At 40.6% G+C, this 16,041-nt stretch carries 12 protein-coding genes and 1 pseudogene; 10 read left to right on the top strand and 3 right to left on the bottom strand.

Annotation, left to right across the window (positions count from 1 at the left end; translation table 11 throughout):
• Window position 1 precedes the first annotated feature (1 nt).
• From pcaF to F3J02_RS02660, 5 genes and pseudogenes are all read left to right on the top strand, one after another.
• Complete coding sequence (gene pcaF / locus F3J02_RS02680; RefSeq protein ID WP_167247405.1) at window positions 2-1,213, top strand: 3-oxoadipyl-CoA thiolase; 1,212 nt, start codon at window positions 2-4, stop codon at window positions 1,211-1,213.
• A 42-nt stretch (window positions 1,214-1,255) separates the two neighbouring features.
• The gene (gene paaK, locus F3J02_RS02675) at window positions 1,256-2,545 is read left to right on the top strand and encodes a phenylacetate--CoA ligase PaaK (protein WP_167247403.1); all 1,290 of its coding nucleotides are present in this window, start codon (window positions 1,256-1,258) and stop codon (window positions 2,543-2,545) included.
• A 62-nt stretch (window positions 2,546-2,607) separates the two neighbouring features.
• Window positions 2,608-3,567, top strand: coding sequence for a PaaX family transcriptional regulator C-terminal domain-containing protein (locus tag F3J02_RS02670; protein ID WP_167247401.1), 960 nt, complete (start codon window positions 2,608-2,610; stop codon window positions 3,565-3,567).
• Window positions 3,554-4,156, top strand: a complete 603-nt coding sequence (locus F3J02_RS02665) for a gamma carbonic anhydrase family protein (protein WP_167247399.1) — start codon at window positions 3,554-3,556, stop codon at window positions 4,154-4,156. The genes F3J02_RS02670 and F3J02_RS02665 overlap by 14 nt, the downstream gene beginning before the upstream one ends.
• A 212-nt stretch (window positions 4,157-4,368) precedes the next feature.
• A pseudogene (locus F3J02_RS02660) lies at window positions 4,369-5,823 on the top strand (benzaldehyde dehydrogenase).
• A gap of 55 nt (window positions 5,824-5,878) precedes the next feature.
• Here F3J02_RS02660 and pobR read toward each other — a convergent pair.
• On the bottom strand, window positions 5,879-6,694 hold the full coding sequence (gene pobR / locus F3J02_RS02655) for an IclR family transcriptional regulator PobR (protein WP_167247397.1): 816 nt from the start codon (window positions 6,692-6,694) through the stop codon (window positions 5,879-5,881).
• A 139-nt stretch (window positions 6,695-6,833) separates the two neighbouring features.
• Between pobR and pobA the strand changes: the two genes are divergently transcribed.
• Window positions 6,834-8,045 carry a 4-hydroxybenzoate 3-monooxygenase gene (gene pobA / locus F3J02_RS02650; protein ID WP_167247854.1) on the top strand — a complete coding sequence of 404 codons (1,212 nt, stop codon included), beginning with the start codon at window positions 6,834-6,836 and terminating at the stop codon, window positions 8,043-8,045.
• A gap of 71 nt (window positions 8,046-8,116) precedes the next feature.
• Here the strand turns inward: pobA and F3J02_RS02645 are convergent, their stop codons facing one another.
• Together F3J02_RS02645 and F3J02_RS02640 are read right to left on the bottom strand one after the other, a co-directional pair.
• The gene (locus F3J02_RS02645; protein ID WP_167247395.1) at window positions 8,117-9,493 is read right to left on the bottom strand and encodes an ABC1 kinase family protein; all 1,377 of its coding nucleotides are present in this window, start codon (window positions 9,491-9,493) and stop codon (window positions 8,117-8,119) included.
• 184 nt (window positions 9,494-9,677) lie between these two features.
• Complete coding sequence (locus F3J02_RS02640) at window positions 9,678-9,983, bottom strand: hypothetical protein (protein WP_167247393.1); 306 nt, start codon at window positions 9,981-9,983, stop codon at window positions 9,678-9,680.
• Window positions 9,984-10,147: 164 nt separating this feature from the next.
• Here F3J02_RS02640 and ybaK point away from each other — a divergent pair, with 164 nt between their 5' ends.
• The 4 genes from ybaK (at window position 10,148) to F3J02_RS02620 (ending at window position 16,022) form a co-directional block, all read left to right on the top strand.
• Complete coding sequence (gene ybaK / locus F3J02_RS02635; protein WP_167247391.1) at window positions 10,148-10,612, top strand: Cys-tRNA(Pro) deacylase; 465 nt, start codon at window positions 10,148-10,150, stop codon at window positions 10,610-10,612.
• A gap of 337 nt (window positions 10,613-10,949) precedes the next feature.
• The gene (locus F3J02_RS02630) at window positions 10,950-12,734 is read left to right on the top strand and encodes an IucA/IucC family protein (protein ID WP_167247389.1); all 1,785 of its coding nucleotides are present in this window, start codon (window positions 10,950-10,952) and stop codon (window positions 12,732-12,734) included.
• Window positions 12,727-14,208, top strand: coding sequence for a lysine N(6)-hydroxylase/L-ornithine N(5)-oxygenase family protein (locus F3J02_RS02625; RefSeq protein ID WP_167247387.1), 1,482 nt, complete (start codon window positions 12,727-12,729; stop codon window positions 14,206-14,208). The genes F3J02_RS02630 and F3J02_RS02625 overlap by 8 nt, the downstream gene beginning before the upstream one ends.
• Complete coding sequence (locus F3J02_RS02620; RefSeq protein ID WP_167247385.1) at window positions 14,205-16,022, top strand: IucA/IucC family protein; 1,818 nt, start codon at window positions 14,205-14,207, stop codon at window positions 16,020-16,022. The genes F3J02_RS02625 and F3J02_RS02620 overlap by 4 nt, the downstream gene beginning before the upstream one ends.
• Window positions 16,023-16,041: the final 19 nt, after the last annotated feature.

Genomic DNA, 16,041 nt, shown 5'->3' with positions numbered 1-16,041 from the left:
CATGGAAGACGTTTTAATTTGTGATTTTATTCGTACCCCAATTGGACGTTATGCAGGGTCATTGAGTTCGGTGCGTACTGATGATCTTGCGGCATTGCCAATCAAACATTTAAAAGAAAAATATGCGCATCTACCTTGGCAAGATTTAGATGAAGTCTATTTAGGCTGTGCCAATCAAGCGGGTGAAGATAACCGTAATGTGGCGCGTATGGCAACCTTACTAGCGGGTTTACCTGAGGCAGTTCCTGCAATGACGGTGAATCGTCTCTGTGCCTCTGGTTTAGATGCTGTCGGCTTGGCTGCACGTTCAATTAAATCGGGCGAATCTCAATTTGTACTGGCAGGTGGTGTGGAGTCAATGAGCCGAGCGCCCTTTGTTCAAGCAAAGCCAACCGAAGCTTTTGGACGCAGTCCGGAAATATTTGATACCACCATTGGCTGGCGTTTCGTTAATAAAAAGATGAAAGCTGACTATGGCACAGACAGCATGCCCGAAACGGCTGAGAATGTGGCTGAAAAATTCAAGATTAGCCGACAAGATCAGGATGAGTTTGCGATTCGTAGTCAACAGAAAGTGGCAGCGGCGCAACAAAATGGTTTTTTTAGAGATGAAATTTTGCCCGTTGAACTGGTCGATCGTAAAAAGAACATCACCATTTTTAGTCAGGATGAGCATCCAAGAGCAGAGACGAGTCTAGACGGCTTGGCAAAACTCAAAGCGCCATTCCGTAAAGAGGGCGGTTCAGTCACTGCGGGAAATGCATCTGGTGTCAATGATGGTTCGGCCTGTGTTTTATTGACCAATCGCCAGTTTGCAGACACGCACGGATTAAAGCCTTTGGCACGTGTGCTCGCGATTGCAAGTGCAGGTGTTGAGCCAAAATATATGGGCATTGGACCTGTTCCAGCTGTTCAGAAACTTTTAAAACAAACAGGTCTTCGCTTAGATCAAATGGATGTGATTGAGCTAAATGAGGCATTTGCAGCCCAATCTTTAGCATGTATGCGTGAGTTAGGTCTCAAGGATGATGATGCGCGTGTCAATCCGAATGGTGGTGCGATTGCACTTGGACATCCCCTAGGTATGAGTGGGACTCGTTTGGTAATTACTGCGACTAGAGAATTAAAAAGACGTGGTGGGCAATATGCACTGTGCACCATGTGTGTTGGTGTTGGTCAAGGTGTGGCCCTTATTTTAGAAAATTTAAATTAATTTAGACGGTTCTCGTGAAATAACGATATAGGAGAGATGGCAGTGGATAGCCAAATTATAGAAAATGTAGAAAAAATCACGCTAGCGGAGTTGCGAGCACTTCAAACCAAACGGTTAAAAGAAACATTGACCTATGTCTATGCCAATAGCCCTGTGTATAAGAAAAAGTTCGATGATGCTGGTGTACATCCTGATGACTTTGTAACGCTGGATGACCTCGCAAAGTTTCCATTTACCACCAAACAGGATCTACGAGATAACTATCCATTTGGTATGTTTGCCGTACCGCAGGAACAGATTGTCCGTTTACACGCCTCATCTGGCACAACTGGGAAACCCACTGTCGTTGGTTATACCCAAAAAGATATTCATACTTGGTCGGATATCGTTGCGCGTTGCCTACGTATGGCAGGTTTGAGTGCCAAAGATATGATTCAGGTCGCCTATGGTTATGGTCTGTTTACTGGTGGTTTAGGCGCACATTATGGTGCTGAGCGTTTAGGCGCAACCGTAATTCCGATGTCTGGTGGGCAGACTGAAAAACAGGTGCAATTGATTCAGGACTTTAAACCGACTGCGATTATGGTCACACCATCGTATTGTGTCAGTATTATTGAAAAACTAGAGCAACAGTTGGGTAGTGCACGAAATACCTCTTTAAAAGTTGGTATTTTTGGTGCTGAACCTTGGTCTAAGGAGTTACGCCGTGAGATTGAAGACCGTTTAAATATCAAAGCACTGGATATCTATGGCTTATCGGAAATCATGGGGCCAGGGGTTGCGATGCAATGTCTGGGCGAAGGTGAAGGACTGACCATTTGGGAAGACCATTTTTATCCTGAAATCATTAATCCTGAAACAGGTAAGGTGTGTAAGGATGGTGAATTAGGCGAACTGGTATTCACCACGATTACCAAAGAAGGTTTGCCGATTATTCGTTACCGTACTCGCGATTTGACCCGTTTATTGGCAGGTCAGAACATGGCGATGCGTCGTATGGACAAGATTGTAGGGCGTAGTGACGACATGTTGATTATTCGCGGAGTCAATGTATTTCCGACCCAGATCGAAGAACAGATTTTGCAAGTACCGAGTCTGGTGCCGAATTATGAAATTCTGGTCGCAAAGAAAGGGCATATGGATACTTTGCATATCCGTACCGAAATGTGCCATAACTGTGACAAGCAGGCACAGCAATTGGCTCAGCAGTTGATGCAGCGGATTAAAACCATGATTGGGATTTCAGTTACGGTGGAAGTGGTGAATGAATTGACCTTGCCACGTTCTGAGGGTAAAGCAAAACGCGTCATTGATATGCGTCAGATTGCTTAACATTATAATCATTCAGGGTATAGTATTCCCTATATCCTGAATCTAAATGCCAAGATAAAAGTATGAGTGTAAAGTTACAGCAAATTATTGATTCAATTATTCAGAATGAACCCTTAAGTGGTACCTCATTGATTTCGACTATTTTTGGCGATTCAGTATTGCATCGAGGTGGAAATATCAGTCTTGCCAGCTTGATTCAGTTAATGGAGTTGTTTGATTTTAATGATCGTGCTGTACGAACTTCTGTTTTTCGTTTGGTCAAAAATGACTGGCTTGGTTCAGATAAAATTGGCAGGACCAGTTTCTATCGCATTACGGATGCCAGTCGTTCCAAATACTTGCAAGCTGAGCAACGGATTTATAATGATCAGATGAAAGAGTGGGATCATTCTTGGGATCTGATTTTGATGTCGAGTCTGGATACAGACAATAAGGCGTTTTTAAAGAAAGAACTGGAATGGTTGGGTTTTGCCAATATTTCTACCAATCTCATGGCTTATCCAGGTTCAAATCGTTTACAACTGCAAAAGCTACTGGTTGACTTAAATATGAGTGAGCAGGTGGTGGTGTTTAAAGCTGAAACTTTACAACTGTTTAATAACTCTACCGAAACGATTGGTCGTATGTTAGAAACCAATTGGCCGATTGATGAGTTACGTCAACGCTACCTGCAGTTTTTGGATATGTTTAGAGAAATTGGCGTGATTTTGATGCAGGGCGACGAAAGCATTGAACCGATTCAAGCCTTTCAGATTAGGACCTTACTGATTCATTATTATCGTCGTATTTTACTGAAAGATCCTGCTTTGCCCTTAGAGCTATTATCCGCGGACTGGCCTGCGGTCAATGCCCGTACATTGTCCATGAACATCTACAAAAAAGTCTTTGAAGCGGCAGATGACTATTTCTTATCGGTTGCGGCAACATCGGAAGGGCCAATGCCGAATGCAACTGCGCCTTTCTGGCGTCGTTTTGGTGGCTTAACCCAAAGTAATGAGAGATTAAGTCATGCCTTGCTATAGCATTGATGGGGTGATTCCTGTGGTTCACCCCAGTGCATTTGTGCATCCCACAGCAGTTTTAATTGGTGATGTGATTATTGACGCTGGAGTTTATATTGGTCCTTTTGCTTCATTGCGAGCGGATTTTGGCCGTATTCATATCAAAGCAAATGCCAATGTACAGGACAGTTGCATCATTCATGGCTTTCCGCAAAGTGTCACCCTTGTTGAAGAAATGGGACATATTGGTCATGCTGCGACTTTACATGGTTGCCGTATTGGTAAAAATGTGCTGATTGGTATGAATAGCGTCATTCTGGATTATGCCGAGATTGGTGAAAATAGCATAATTGGCGCAAATAGTTTGGTCAAAAGCGAAGATCAAATTCCTGCCAATATACTGGCAATAGGAAGCCCAGCAAAAGTTGTGCGAGATTTAACAGAACAAGAAAGCGCATGGAAAATAAAGGGCACTCATGAATATATCCACTTGGCGCAGCGTTGTTTAAACAGCATGATAGAAGTCCTGCCTTTGATTGAAGATTCACATGATCGTAAGACCTATCAGGATTTTCAGTCAGATCACCAAATCAAGCCAACAAAAGCATAAATAGAACATTTGAGCTGATCAATTTTTTAAACTTCCGCGATAACAAGACATCAAAAAGCAACAGTTTGTTTTTAAATATTAGTTGATGATGGAGTGTAAATTTTTCTACTTCTTGGTCAGAAAAATACAGGCAAGCATTTGCCAGTACATTTTTGGATATAAATCCCTCTAAAAATGAATGCTTTATTTAAGGAAATACAACGAGGTTAATGATGTCTATTTTAACAAAAGAAATTTGGGATCAAAAATTATTTCGTGGTACATGGCAATCTGCCAAAAACGGTTATCAAGTGGTTGAAGTTGCGACTGGTGAGCCCTTAGGGCAGATTGGATATGCAGATGCATCTGATGTGGTCGATGCAGCTCAGCAAGCCAAGATTGCACAAAAGCAATGGTGGGCACTGAGTTATCAAGAACGTCAGGTAGTTTTTGAGCGCGCAGTTCAGATCCTAACGGAGCATCAGGCTGAAATCATTGAATGGCTGGTAAAAGAAAGTGGTTCGCTACAATTAAAAGCAGGTTTTGAGGTTAATATCTCGATACAGGTATTAAAGCATTGTATTGGATTACCAGCGGCTGATCAGGGGACGCTATTGCCGACTTCTCAAGGGAAATTAAGTCTAGCAAGACGTGTTCCTCTAGGCGTCGTTGGTGTGATTTCACCGTTTAATTTTCCGTTGTATCTTGCGCTACGTGCGGTTGCACCAGCCTTAGCCCTTGGAAATGCGGTTGTGCTTAAACCCGATGAGCGCACCGCTGTCTGTAGTGGTTATGCAATTGCCCGTATTTTTGAATTGGCTGGTTTACCACAAGGACTGCTACATGTACTGCCAGGTGGTGCTGAAGTGGGTGAAGCACTGACCTTGGATAAAAATATTGCCAGTATCCAATTTACTGGTTCAACCCATGTAGGACGTATTGTCGGTGCCAATGCAGCCAAGACACTCAAAAAGGTTTCTTTGGAGCTTGGTGGTAAAAACTCACTGATTATTCTGGACGATGCTGATATTGAGCTTGCAGCAGAGAATATCGCGTGGGGGGCTTTTTTGCATTCAGGTCAAATTTGTATGACCTCTGGAAAAATCTTGATTCAGGAAAAGATCTATCATCAAGTCAAACAACGTGTGATTGAAAAAGTTAAGAGTTTTGTGGTGGGTAATCCATTGAATGCGGATGTCACCATTGGACCTTTGATTAATGCCAAGCAGTCACAACGGGTTGAGCAGTTGGTCAATGATGCAATTGCGTATGGTGCAAAATTGGAAGTTGGTGGACAAGCCAATGGTGTTTTCTTTGAACCAACGGTATTAGCTGATGTAAAGCAAGACAATCCGATTTTTACAGAAGAAATTTTCGGTCCTGTTGCCGTTCTGATTCCTTTTAGCACCGATGAACAGGCAATTGAACTTGCAAATGAAGGTGATTATGGGCTTTCCGCGGGGATTATTACTGCTAATGTTGGTCGTGGTATGCAACTTTGACAACAATTAAATGTTGGTTTATTACATATCAATGATCAAACCGTGAATGATGAAACCGTGAATCCTTTTGGTGGATTTGGAGCATCTGGCAATACTACCCGGATTGGCGGGCCTGCAAATGCGGATGAATTTACCCAATGGCAATGGATGACGATTCAGGCGCAAGCGCCACATTATCCATTTTAAGTAGGGTTAACAAATTCCTTGTGATTCGTCCCTAAAACTCTAGGGACAAATACTTTTAAATCACATTGCGTAACTCATTGGCGGTGTTACGTAACAGCGGTAAAATTTGCTGAATCAAATAGTCTTCCTGTACACGATTGGTCTGTGACATGCAGTTTAGAGCAGCAATCGCTTTTCCTTGAGCATTGATCACAGGCACGGCAATTGCGATGACACCGAGTTCATGTTCTTCTTTGGAGAGGCAATAATCTGCTTGTGAAATACCTTTCAGTACCTCAAAGAACTTACTTTCATCCGTTATGGTAAAGGGGGTTAAACGTCTTAAACCGAAGGTTTTTACCCAGTCGTGTTGAGCAGCTTCAGATTGGGCGGCCAATAATACTTTACCTGTTGACGTTGCGTGTGCAGGTAGGCGATTGCCTAAATGCATGCCATAAGGGCTCACCCTGAGATTATCTTGTTGAGGCAGATAACTACGAGCGATCGGCACCACCTCGTTATCATCTAAGACCACCAGGGAAAAGGTTAATGACGTTTGTGCAGACAAAAGATTAAGGAAGGATTGGGCAATTTTAGGCAGATGTGCTGAACTTAAATAAGAACTCGACAAACGTAACACACGATAGGTGAGCCAATAATAATGTTCGTCTGTGTCTAAATAGCCTAAGTATTTTAGAGTTTTAAGATAGCGCCGCGCTGCTGTTCGGCTGATTCCAGTCCGTTCAGCCACTTGCGTGACATTTAAACGTTGTCGATCAACACCAAAAGCCTCCAGTAAAGCTAGGCCCTTTGCCAAACCCGCAATATAGTCTTCCTGACGAATCTGTTCTTGCGAATTGGGATGATCTAACACAGCTTCAACCTTAACCATGCTTCCATTCCTGTTATTGTGATGTTTTGTCCGCTATTCGGACAAATGAGATGATAAACGGTTGTTTTTAACTTGGCTATATCGTGTACAAAACTTAAAAGCAGTAAGTTAAATGACAGGAAATAACAAGGATGAAGTGATGGAAATTTTAACAACACAGGTCGCAATTATTGGTGCAGGTCCAGCTGGATTACTACTTGGGCAACTTTTATACAAAGCAGGTATTGAGCATATTATTATTGAACAACGTAGTGGAGATTATGTCGCTTCGAGGATACGAGCTGGCATCTTGGAACAAGTCTCGGTTGATTTACTTAAACAGGCTGGTGTAGATCAACATCTAAACGAGAAAGGATTGCCGCATTCAGGCATTGAGATACTTAGCAATGGTCACAAGCATCGCGTCGATTTATCTGCATTGACTGGTGGAAAGCAGGTAACGGTCTATGGTCAAACAGAAGTAACTAAAGATTTGATGATGGCACGGGAGGCCGCGCAACTTAAATCATTTTATGAAGCACGAAATGTACAGGTCAGTGATTTTTATCAAACACCTAAAGTGCAATTTGAACATCAAGGTAAAACCATCCAGATCGAATGTGATTTCATTGCAGGTTGTGACGGCTATCATGGTATTTGTCGTGCAACTATCCCAGAAGATAAGATTAAAACCTTTGAAAAAGTCTATCCATTTGGTTGGTTGGGTGTTTTAGCTGATGTACCACCTGTTGCCGATGAGTTGATTTACGTTCAGTCAGAACGCGGTTTTGCCCTATGCAGTATGCGTTCAGAAACACGTAGTCGATATTATTTACAAGTTCCTGTGACAGATCGAGTTGAAGACTGGTCTGATGAAAAGTTTTGGGAAGAGCTCAAATTGCGCTTAGACACCGAAAGCCGAGAAAAGTTGGTAACAGGTTCTTCAATCGAAAAAAGCATTGCTCCGCTACGCAGTTTTGTGACAGAACCCATGCGATTTGGAAAGCTATTCTTAGCGGGGGATGCAGCGCATATTGTTCCGCCTACAGGGGCAAAGGGTTTGAATCTTGCAGCTTCTGATATTGCATATTTATCCAGTGCATTGATTGAATATTATGTTGAAGGCTCAGATCAGGGCATTCAGGAATATTCAGAAAAATGTTTACAACGGGTCTGGAAGGCTGAACGTTTTTCTTGGTGGATGACACACTTATTGCATCGCTTTGAAACAGAAAGTGAGTTTGACCATAAAATTAAGCAGGCTGAGCTGAGTTATATTCTTGGCTCGCATGCAGGTCAGACGACCTTGGCAGAGAATTATGTAGGTTTACCTTATGAAATTAAAAACATGTCTGAAGAGGTGCATGTCTAAATTGGTTGTGTAAGGCAAATGAAAAAGGCCTGTCTAATTTCTTAGGCAAGCCTTTTTATGGTATTGCTAAGTTATTCAGTAAACTGTGGAATCATTTTCCGTACATTGGTTTTCGCTTCAATCACAGTCATAAAGGTATATGCGCCAATGAATTTACGGCTGATAAACATAAACTCTTTGGGTGGAACCGAGAAATAGCGGGAAGCCATAGATTGTCCTGCTTGTTGCATTACACGGCTATGTAATTGGCTTTTTTTCCAATCATAACGATCTTGATCATCCATAATCCCAACTGGCATATCTGGATTGTTGCTCGGACAGCTAAATGCTTCCGTCGCAATCAGGAATACATCAGCCATACCAGGTTTAATGCTTTCAGGCATACCATCAAAAAATTCATAGCCAGTCATGGCTTTAACCATTGCATTTTTGTCATGGTCATAACCTGCATGAATCAAATTACGAGCGACAGTTAGCAAATTGTTATCGAATTGGCGAATCGCACCAAAGTCGAGTAGCACAATTTTATCTTGAACATCGTCACCATTACCTAATCGAACGAGGTAATTACCAAAGTTCGGATCGGTCTGCATTTCGCCCCATTCAAACAATTCTCGCACAGCAATTTCTAAAGATGCTTCACCGAGTTGGTTTCGACGTTCTTGTGGCAGAGACAGCATCACTGGACTATTGACAGGTACGCCACGCTCAAAAGTCATGCAAAGTACTTTGTCAGCACAGAACTCATCAACAATTTGCGGTACAACATAACGAGGGTCATCTTTCAAACGTTCGGCAAAACGGCGCGTCGTCGCGGCTTCAATGCCATAATCGACTTCACGGTGCATCATTTCACGAACTTCATCAAACCACTGATCAAATTCGCGGGTTTGTGGCACCATGCGAGTTAGTTTCAGCATATTCTTGAAAAGATTCATGTCTGAATCAATTGCTTCTGCAACACCTGGATATTGGATTTTAAGTACTAACTCTAAACCATCTGATTTGCGTGTTGCACGATGTACTTGAGCAAGGGAGGCTGTTCCAATTGGCTCATGATCAATCGTGAGGTCATTTAATTTGGCACCCAGTTGCTCTTGCAAATGTATTTTGATTGCTGGCCAAGCCAATGCAACTGTTTGATTATTTAAGGTGTTTAAGGCTTGTGTGATTTCTTCAGGTAAAAAATGTTCACCGTATAAAGCCATCATTTGCCCAATCTTAACAATTGAACCTTTTAACTTACCAATTTCAGAAACTAAATAGTGTGCCTGTTCAGCCATGGCTTTTTTACGTTTTTTCTCTTTTTCTTCTTCGCTAGAGAATAGAGAAGTAGCACTTGCAGTCGCCCAACGTGTTCCAGCAAGTAAAGAAGCTTTTGCAATAGATAAGCGACGATCCACCGATGAGGTTTTTAGATTCTTAAGCTTATCGTTCTGATCTGACATGAAAGAAAAGTCCTATGCTGAAATCGGAGGGTTAAAAGCCGAGACTTGGATTGTAGCGGATATTACAGCTTTTGAACGTATTAAAATAGTTCAATCTCTTGAATTATCAGTCTAAATTTATGCAATAGGGGGGTCTTCATAAAAATAGCCTAAGTAAAATTTTAATACTTACTATACATTTGTCCTAAATTTTAAATTGAATCTTAAGCGAAGATTTCCGCATCAGTGCGGCTCGATTGCTATGTATATGTTTCATTAACATCTGTTTTACTTGGCTATGATGAAAACCAACAGCATATGCCTTAACAATAATAATACTGGGGAGTGTAAAGAAAAAATACTTGGTATCGTCTAAAGTCGCATCCTTAAAGATACCTTCTTGAACGAGCAACATCCTGAGTAATTGCTTTTCAGCCAGTACAGTTGAAGATGATTCATCATCCCAATAATTTTGGCGCATTGCCATTAAATTATTATGCTTATAACTCATAATGAAATTGAGCCTATGATCTAACCTTTAGCAAATATATGAGGTTGAGATAGCATTTATCAAGAATAGATTTATATCTAAAATAGCCTAAGTAAATTTAAACTTTTATCTAAAAATGCTACACTTATCACACGACCACCATTCAACAAAAATACTGAATTGTTATGACGCCTGCTTGTAAACTATTGGAAAAAAATAAAATACCATTCTCTATTCATGAATATGAACATGATGTTAATGCAAAAAGCTTTGGACTCGAAGCTGCAGAAAAATTGAACTTAAACGTCGAAGAGGTGTTTAAAACTTTGATGGTGACTGACGAAAAAAATTATTTCATCGCAATTTTACCTGTAAACCATCAACTTAATCTAAAAAAAGTGGCGATGGCTGTTGGATGTAAAAAACTACAAATGGCAAATCCGAAAGATGCCGAACGCTTAACTGGATATTTGGTCGGAGGAATTAGTCCATTGGGGCAGAAGAAACGTTTGAAGACAGTGATCGATTCAACGGCGACAACATTTGACAAAATTTATGTGAGTGGTGGAAAAAGGGGGTTAGATATTGGACTTAATCCACAGGAACTTGCAAAATTGCTTGGAGCGGGTTTCTTTGATGTTTTAGACTAATTAAATATATTTTAAAGACAATGTTTTTTATAAATTATTGTTATTTTTGATTTTTTAAAATCTACAAAAACAATTAGCAATTGAAAAATTATCATTTTATTTAATGAGAATTATTATTATCTTTTTGTATCTTTTTCATTCTTTTCTTCTAGTTAACATTATTTAATTCAATTGTTTAAATACTATTTTTCAAGTTCTGTAATGGAATTGAAATTATAAATGATAATAATTATCATTAATCGCATCTTAATCATAGCCTCCCTTATGCTTAAGATGTGTTTCAGGCCTAAAACATTTCGAAAAACAAATTAACTCTCTTGAAAGAGGATACCGTCAGATGCAATCACTTGCCAATCGGTTGGCGATGCAACATTTCGTCAATGCATATACGCAAGAAACTGGCAAAGGTCACTTGCTAGATAAAAGTCAGCAAAGTCCACAACAACAAGCGTTTAGCCAAGGTTTGACGCTGTTATCAATCCCTATCCATTCTATTCAAGCACAATGTAATTTTCCTTTATCTTATGTCAGTCGAGTTGGGCGACATCGTTTAGAAAATCTTCCACAAATCATTATTCAGGGTCAAATCAAGACATTCAGTCCTGTTGCAATCGTTGGGCTCTTGCTTGAAGAACTGGTTTTTGAGTCTCCTATTTCCTTAGATGCAGCTTCTTTGTTAGATAAATGGATTCAGAGTCGTGATGCACTGCAACAGTTTTTAGTACAACGTGAAGATGATTTTGATGACTTGGTCAAAGCTGGGCAAAACTTTATTGAAACAGAGCAAGCACTAATCCTCGGTCACAGTATGCATCCAGCACCGAAAAGTAGAACAGGTTTTGTACATGAAGATTGGTTAAAGTTTTCACCTGAGCATAAAGGTAAGACGCAACTTCATTATTGGTTAGTACATCAAGATTATATTTCCGAGGGCAGTGCAACAGATGAAGCTATTTCAAGTCAGCTCAAAACTGCGTTGCAATGGTATTTGTCAGAAAGCGATCTTAATTTATTAAAAACGCATGCGGAATATAAACTACTGCCTTTGCATCCATGGCAGGCACGCTATTTACAAAGCAAACCTTGGTTTGAGCGTTTAAAGCAAACAGGTCAATTGGTTGATTTAGGTTTGCGTGGCTGGCAATTTTCTCCGACGACTTCGATTCGAACACTTGCAAGTTTTAATGCACCGTGGATGGTTAAGCCGTCGCTTTCGGTGATGATTACCAATTCAATTCGTGTCAATTTAGCCAAAGAATGCCATCGTGGTGAATTAACCCATCGTTTATGGCATAGCGAATTTGGTCAGAATATTTTAAAGCAATGCCCAAGTTTAAAAGCGGTGAATGATCCAGCATGGATTGCTTTAAAAATTGATGATGAGGTGGTGAACGAAAGTATTTGTATTTTCCGAGATCAGCCATTCCATCCTCAACAACAAGTAACCTGTATTGCATCTTTATGTCAGGATCATCCGAGTAAACCACTCAATCGTTTCAATGCTTTATTCGCAAAAATTGCAAAAGCACATCACGAAAGCGATTTCTCAGAAATCGCTTTAGATTGGTTTAATCGCTTCCTTGAAGTTAGTTTGCAACCTTTGATGTATGTATATCATCGTTACGGTATGGCTTTCGAATCACATCAGCAGAATGTGTTGTTGGAACTAGAGAACCATTTCCCAAAAACCTTATGGCTACGTGACAATCAAGGTTTCTATTATATTGAAGAGTTTGCGACTGAAATTTTAAAAGCACTGCCTGAGCTGAAAGAAAAGGCATTTGCTGTAGGCCCTAAAGATTTTGTGGATGAACGTTTTAGTTATTATTTCTTTGGCAATACCTTGTTTGGCATTATCAATGCGATTGGCGCAACAGGTTATATCACTGAAGATGAATTACTGGAGCACCTAACAACTTTCTTACAAGAGCAGTTGCAGCAATATCCTGAAAGTACCTTATTACAAGGATTATTGTTTAATGCAACATTACCTTATAAAGGTAACTTGCTAACACGTTTACATGAATTAGATGAGCTCATCGCACCTGTCGAAAACCAATCTGTCTATGTAGAACTGCCAAATCCACTGCGTATTTCACAGAAGGATGTCAGTTATGCTTGATTTCATTGGTATTGGTTTAGGACCTTTTAACTTAAGTCTGGCGAGTCTTTTACAGAACAAAAGCTCACTTAACTATGCATTCTTTGAGCAAAAGGCTCAGTTTGACTGGCATGCGGGAATGCAATTACCCAATACGGTATTGCAAGTTCCATTTATGGCAGATCTGGTCTCGATGGTCGACCCAACCAGCCCATTTAGTTTCTTGAATTATCTGCGTCATCAACAACGTTTATATAAGTTTTATTTTTTAGAGCAGCCACACATTCCACGTTGCGAGTATAACCATTACTGCCAGTGGGTTGCAGAACAGCTTGATTGTATCGAATACCAATCTCGTGTCTTGAAGATTGAGCCTCAAACAGTCGGTTTCAAAGTTCTTGTGGAATCGGAGGGTGTTCAGCAAAGTTATTTATGCCGTCATCTGGTCATCGGTAGTGGGAATGTACCTTACCTGCCTGAATGTTTGAGCAAAGTTCAGCAATTGCAACCACAAAAATGTCTGCATTCAGCGCAGTATATGACACATGTCGATACAGATTTACACGGCGACGTGGTCGTACTTGGCTCAGGACAATCCGCAGCTGAAGTCTTTATTGATCTGTTTGATGAGCAGCAGGATGTGGTTAATCATCAGTTCGACCTGCACTGGTTTACGCGTTCTCAAGGGTTTTTCCCAATGGAGTATGCACCATTAGGACTGGAGCATTTTAGCCCAGACTATGCACAGCACTTTTATGATTTACCGGTCGAGAAGAAAGAACAGCAATTGCAGCAGCAGGCATTGTTGTATAAGGGAATCAGTGCAAAAACTATTCGTGAAATCTATCAGAAACTTTATCACCGTAGCATTGCAGGTCAAAGTTTGCAGACACATTTACATAGCCAATGTGATTTGAAAGATGCAGAAGTATTAGATACACAAAAAATTCGACTACATTTCCAACATCGTGCTACGACACAGGCTTTCCACTTAGATTGTGATTTCATTGTTGCCGCAACAGGTTACTTTACACCTGACTTTGGTTTTATGCAGTTACTTAAACCTTATATTGAATTTGATCATAAACAGCGCTGGCAAATCACTGAGGATTATCGAGTTGTACATCATCTGAATGGCCATATTTTTGTTCAAAATCAGGAAATGCATAGCCATGGCGTAGGCACACCAGACCTAGGGCTTGGTGCTTATCGTGCAGCCACGATTATTAACCAGTTGCTTGGCGAGTCGCTTTATGAACTTGGTCAACAAGCACAGACCTTTCAGCATTTTGGACTTACTCAAAATCCCAAAATTCAAATGGCAGATGAACAAGTACTTTCAGCAGATGGTACTTCTGAAAAAGCTGTAAGCCAAAACCACTCTATTTTAAAGAAAACAGAACAAAGCACGATTACAGCACATACAGGTAGTCGTTGTGCAAATACACGTACACAAACTGTGTCTGTACATTCAACTTATGAGAAATTGATATGAACTTTGCAACTTTAAAAATTAATCAGCAGCAATGGCGTGCCGCTGGGCAGCGTCTCATAGAGATGGCGATTGCAGAGTTTCTATATGAAGAAATTATTGAAGTTAAAGCCTTATCAGCAGGACGTTATCAGTTAGATCTAGGCAATCGTCATTATGAATTCCAAGGACACCAATATTTACTTGGTCACTGGAATATTCAGGAAGGCTCAGTACGTGATGTAAGCAATGGCCAGCAGAGTGATCAGCCTGCTTGGAATTTGCATGAGTTTATTGTTGCAATGTCTGATAGCTCCGATGTAAAGCCATTTACCAAAGCGTATTTGATTAAGGAAATGAATAATACTTGGTTGGCAGAGGCACATTTGTTTAATGAAGCACGCTTACCAAGCCGCGCAGTTTTGACTGAACCACATTATAAAGTTGAAGGTATGTTACGTGGTCATCCTTGGTTGATCATGAGTAAAGGGCGCATGGGCTTTGGTTATGATGACTATTTAAGCGCTGCACCAGAATTATCACCTGAAGTTAAAGTCTTATGGTTGGCAGTACATCGTGATTTGGCAGAGTTCCGCAGCACACAGCAGTGGGATGCATGTGGTTTATACCAACATGAGTTTGATGCAAATGAGCTGCAACAATTCATCAATATTTTGAAAGAAAAAAACCTAGATCCGCAAAATTACTTTTTGATTCCTGTACATGCTTGGCAATGGCATCAGTGGTTGGTTCCAACGTATGCCAATGAAATTGTCGATCAAAAAATTATTGAACTGAACATTAGCCAAGACAGCTATGTGCCAATGCAGTCTATTCGGACATTATGCAACACATCAAACCTACAACGTCATTACATTAAGCTGCCTGTCAGTATTTTCAATACCGCTGTTTATCGTGGACTCCCATCAAAACGTAATCTTGCAGCTCCAGCCGTAACTGGATGGTTAAAGCAAATTCATCAGCAAGATCAAGACTTACAGAATACCGGTGTGATTTTCTTAGGTGAAATTGCGACATTGACGATTCATCAACCATGTTTTGACCAAATCGAAGGCGCACCTTACCAATTTAAAGAATTGTTTGGCTGCTTATGGCGTGAAAGTGTTGATCGCTATGTTGATCAATCTCAACAAGTGCTTTCTCAGGCAGCACTTTTGCATCGAGACATTTCAGGTCAATCGATCCTAAGTGTACTGATTCAAGCATCTGGTTTAAGTCCTTTGGCTTGGTTAGCACAATTTGCACAAGTCTGTTTGAGTCCGTTATTGCTTTGTCTGTATCGCTATGGTTTAGCTTTTTCACCACATGGCGAAAACACCATGTTAGTGCATGAAAATGGTGTGCCAAAAGCATTGGTATTAAAAGACTTCATTGATGACATCAATTTGGTTGATGAGGATTTCCCAGAGTTAGCTCAATTGCCGTCTGAAGGTGATTTGTTATTACGCCATGATGCTACTGATTTAAGTCATTTCATTTTTACAGGACTGTTCATGGTGCATTACCGTTATATCTGTAATGTATTTTTACAAGACTATCCTGAATATTCAGAACTTGATTTCTGGCAGACCATTTCCAACACCATTGTTGCATTTAATCAACAACATCCAGAGCTGGCTGAACGTGCTGAAAAATTTGCCATGTTACGCCCAACGTACACCAAAATTTGTTTGAACCGTGTTCGTTTATTTACCACCAGTTATAACGATGAAGCAGAGCGTCCAGTTCCTGTTTTCCTTGATCCAATTGCAAATCCAGTCAGTCCCGAAACATTGGCGATATGGTCAGCTCAGCAAGCTGAATCTAAAGCGGGTTAAGTCTTTTACTAAATTTATA

Origin of the sequence: Acinetobacter sp. Tr-809 (genome assembly GCF_011753255.1) — a bacterium.
Classification (GTDB): domain Bacteria; phylum Pseudomonadota; class Gammaproteobacteria; order Pseudomonadales; family Moraxellaceae; genus Acinetobacter.
This window is presented reverse-complemented; position numbering and strand designations above follow the sequence as displayed.

What these genes read in the sequence shown, in the direction of transcription:
- pcaF (WP_167247405.1), top strand. Translation starts at nt 2, where the DNA reads ATGGAAGACGTTTTAATTTGTGATTTTATTCGTACCCCAATTGGACGT.
- F3J02_RS02670 (WP_167247401.1), top strand. Translation starts at nt 2,608, where the DNA reads ATGAGTGTAAAGTTACAGCAAATTATTGATTCAATTATTCAGAATGAA.
- F3J02_RS02665 (WP_167247399.1), top strand. Translation starts at nt 3,554, where the DNA reads ATGCCTTGCTATAGCATTGATGGGGTGATTCCTGTGGTTCACCCCAGT.
- pobR (WP_167247397.1), bottom strand. Translation starts at nt 6,694, where the DNA reads ATGGTTAAGGTTGAAGCTGTGTTAGATCATCCCAATTCGCAAGAACAG.
- pobA (WP_167247854.1), top strand. Translation starts at nt 6,834, where the DNA reads ATGGAAATTTTAACAACACAGGTCGCAATTATTGGTGCAGGTCCAGCT.
- F3J02_RS02645 (WP_167247395.1), bottom strand. Translation starts at nt 9,493, where the DNA reads ATGTCAGATCAGAACGATAAGCTTAAGAATCTAAAAACCTCATCGGTG.
- F3J02_RS02640 (WP_167247393.1), bottom strand. Translation starts at nt 9,983, where the DNA reads ATGAGTTATAAGCATAATAATTTAATGGCAATGCGCCAAAATTATTGG.
- ybaK (WP_167247391.1), top strand. Translation starts at nt 10,148, where the DNA reads ATGACGCCTGCTTGTAAACTATTGGAAAAAAATAAAATACCATTCTCT.
- F3J02_RS02630 (WP_167247389.1), top strand. Translation starts at nt 10,950, where the DNA reads ATGCAATCACTTGCCAATCGGTTGGCGATGCAACATTTCGTCAATGCA.
- F3J02_RS02625 (WP_167247387.1), top strand. Translation starts at nt 12,727, where the DNA reads ATGCTTGATTTCATTGGTATTGGTTTAGGACCTTTTAACTTAAGTCTG.
- F3J02_RS02620 (WP_167247385.1), top strand. Translation starts at nt 14,205, where the DNA reads ATGAACTTTGCAACTTTAAAAATTAATCAGCAGCAATGGCGTGCCGCT.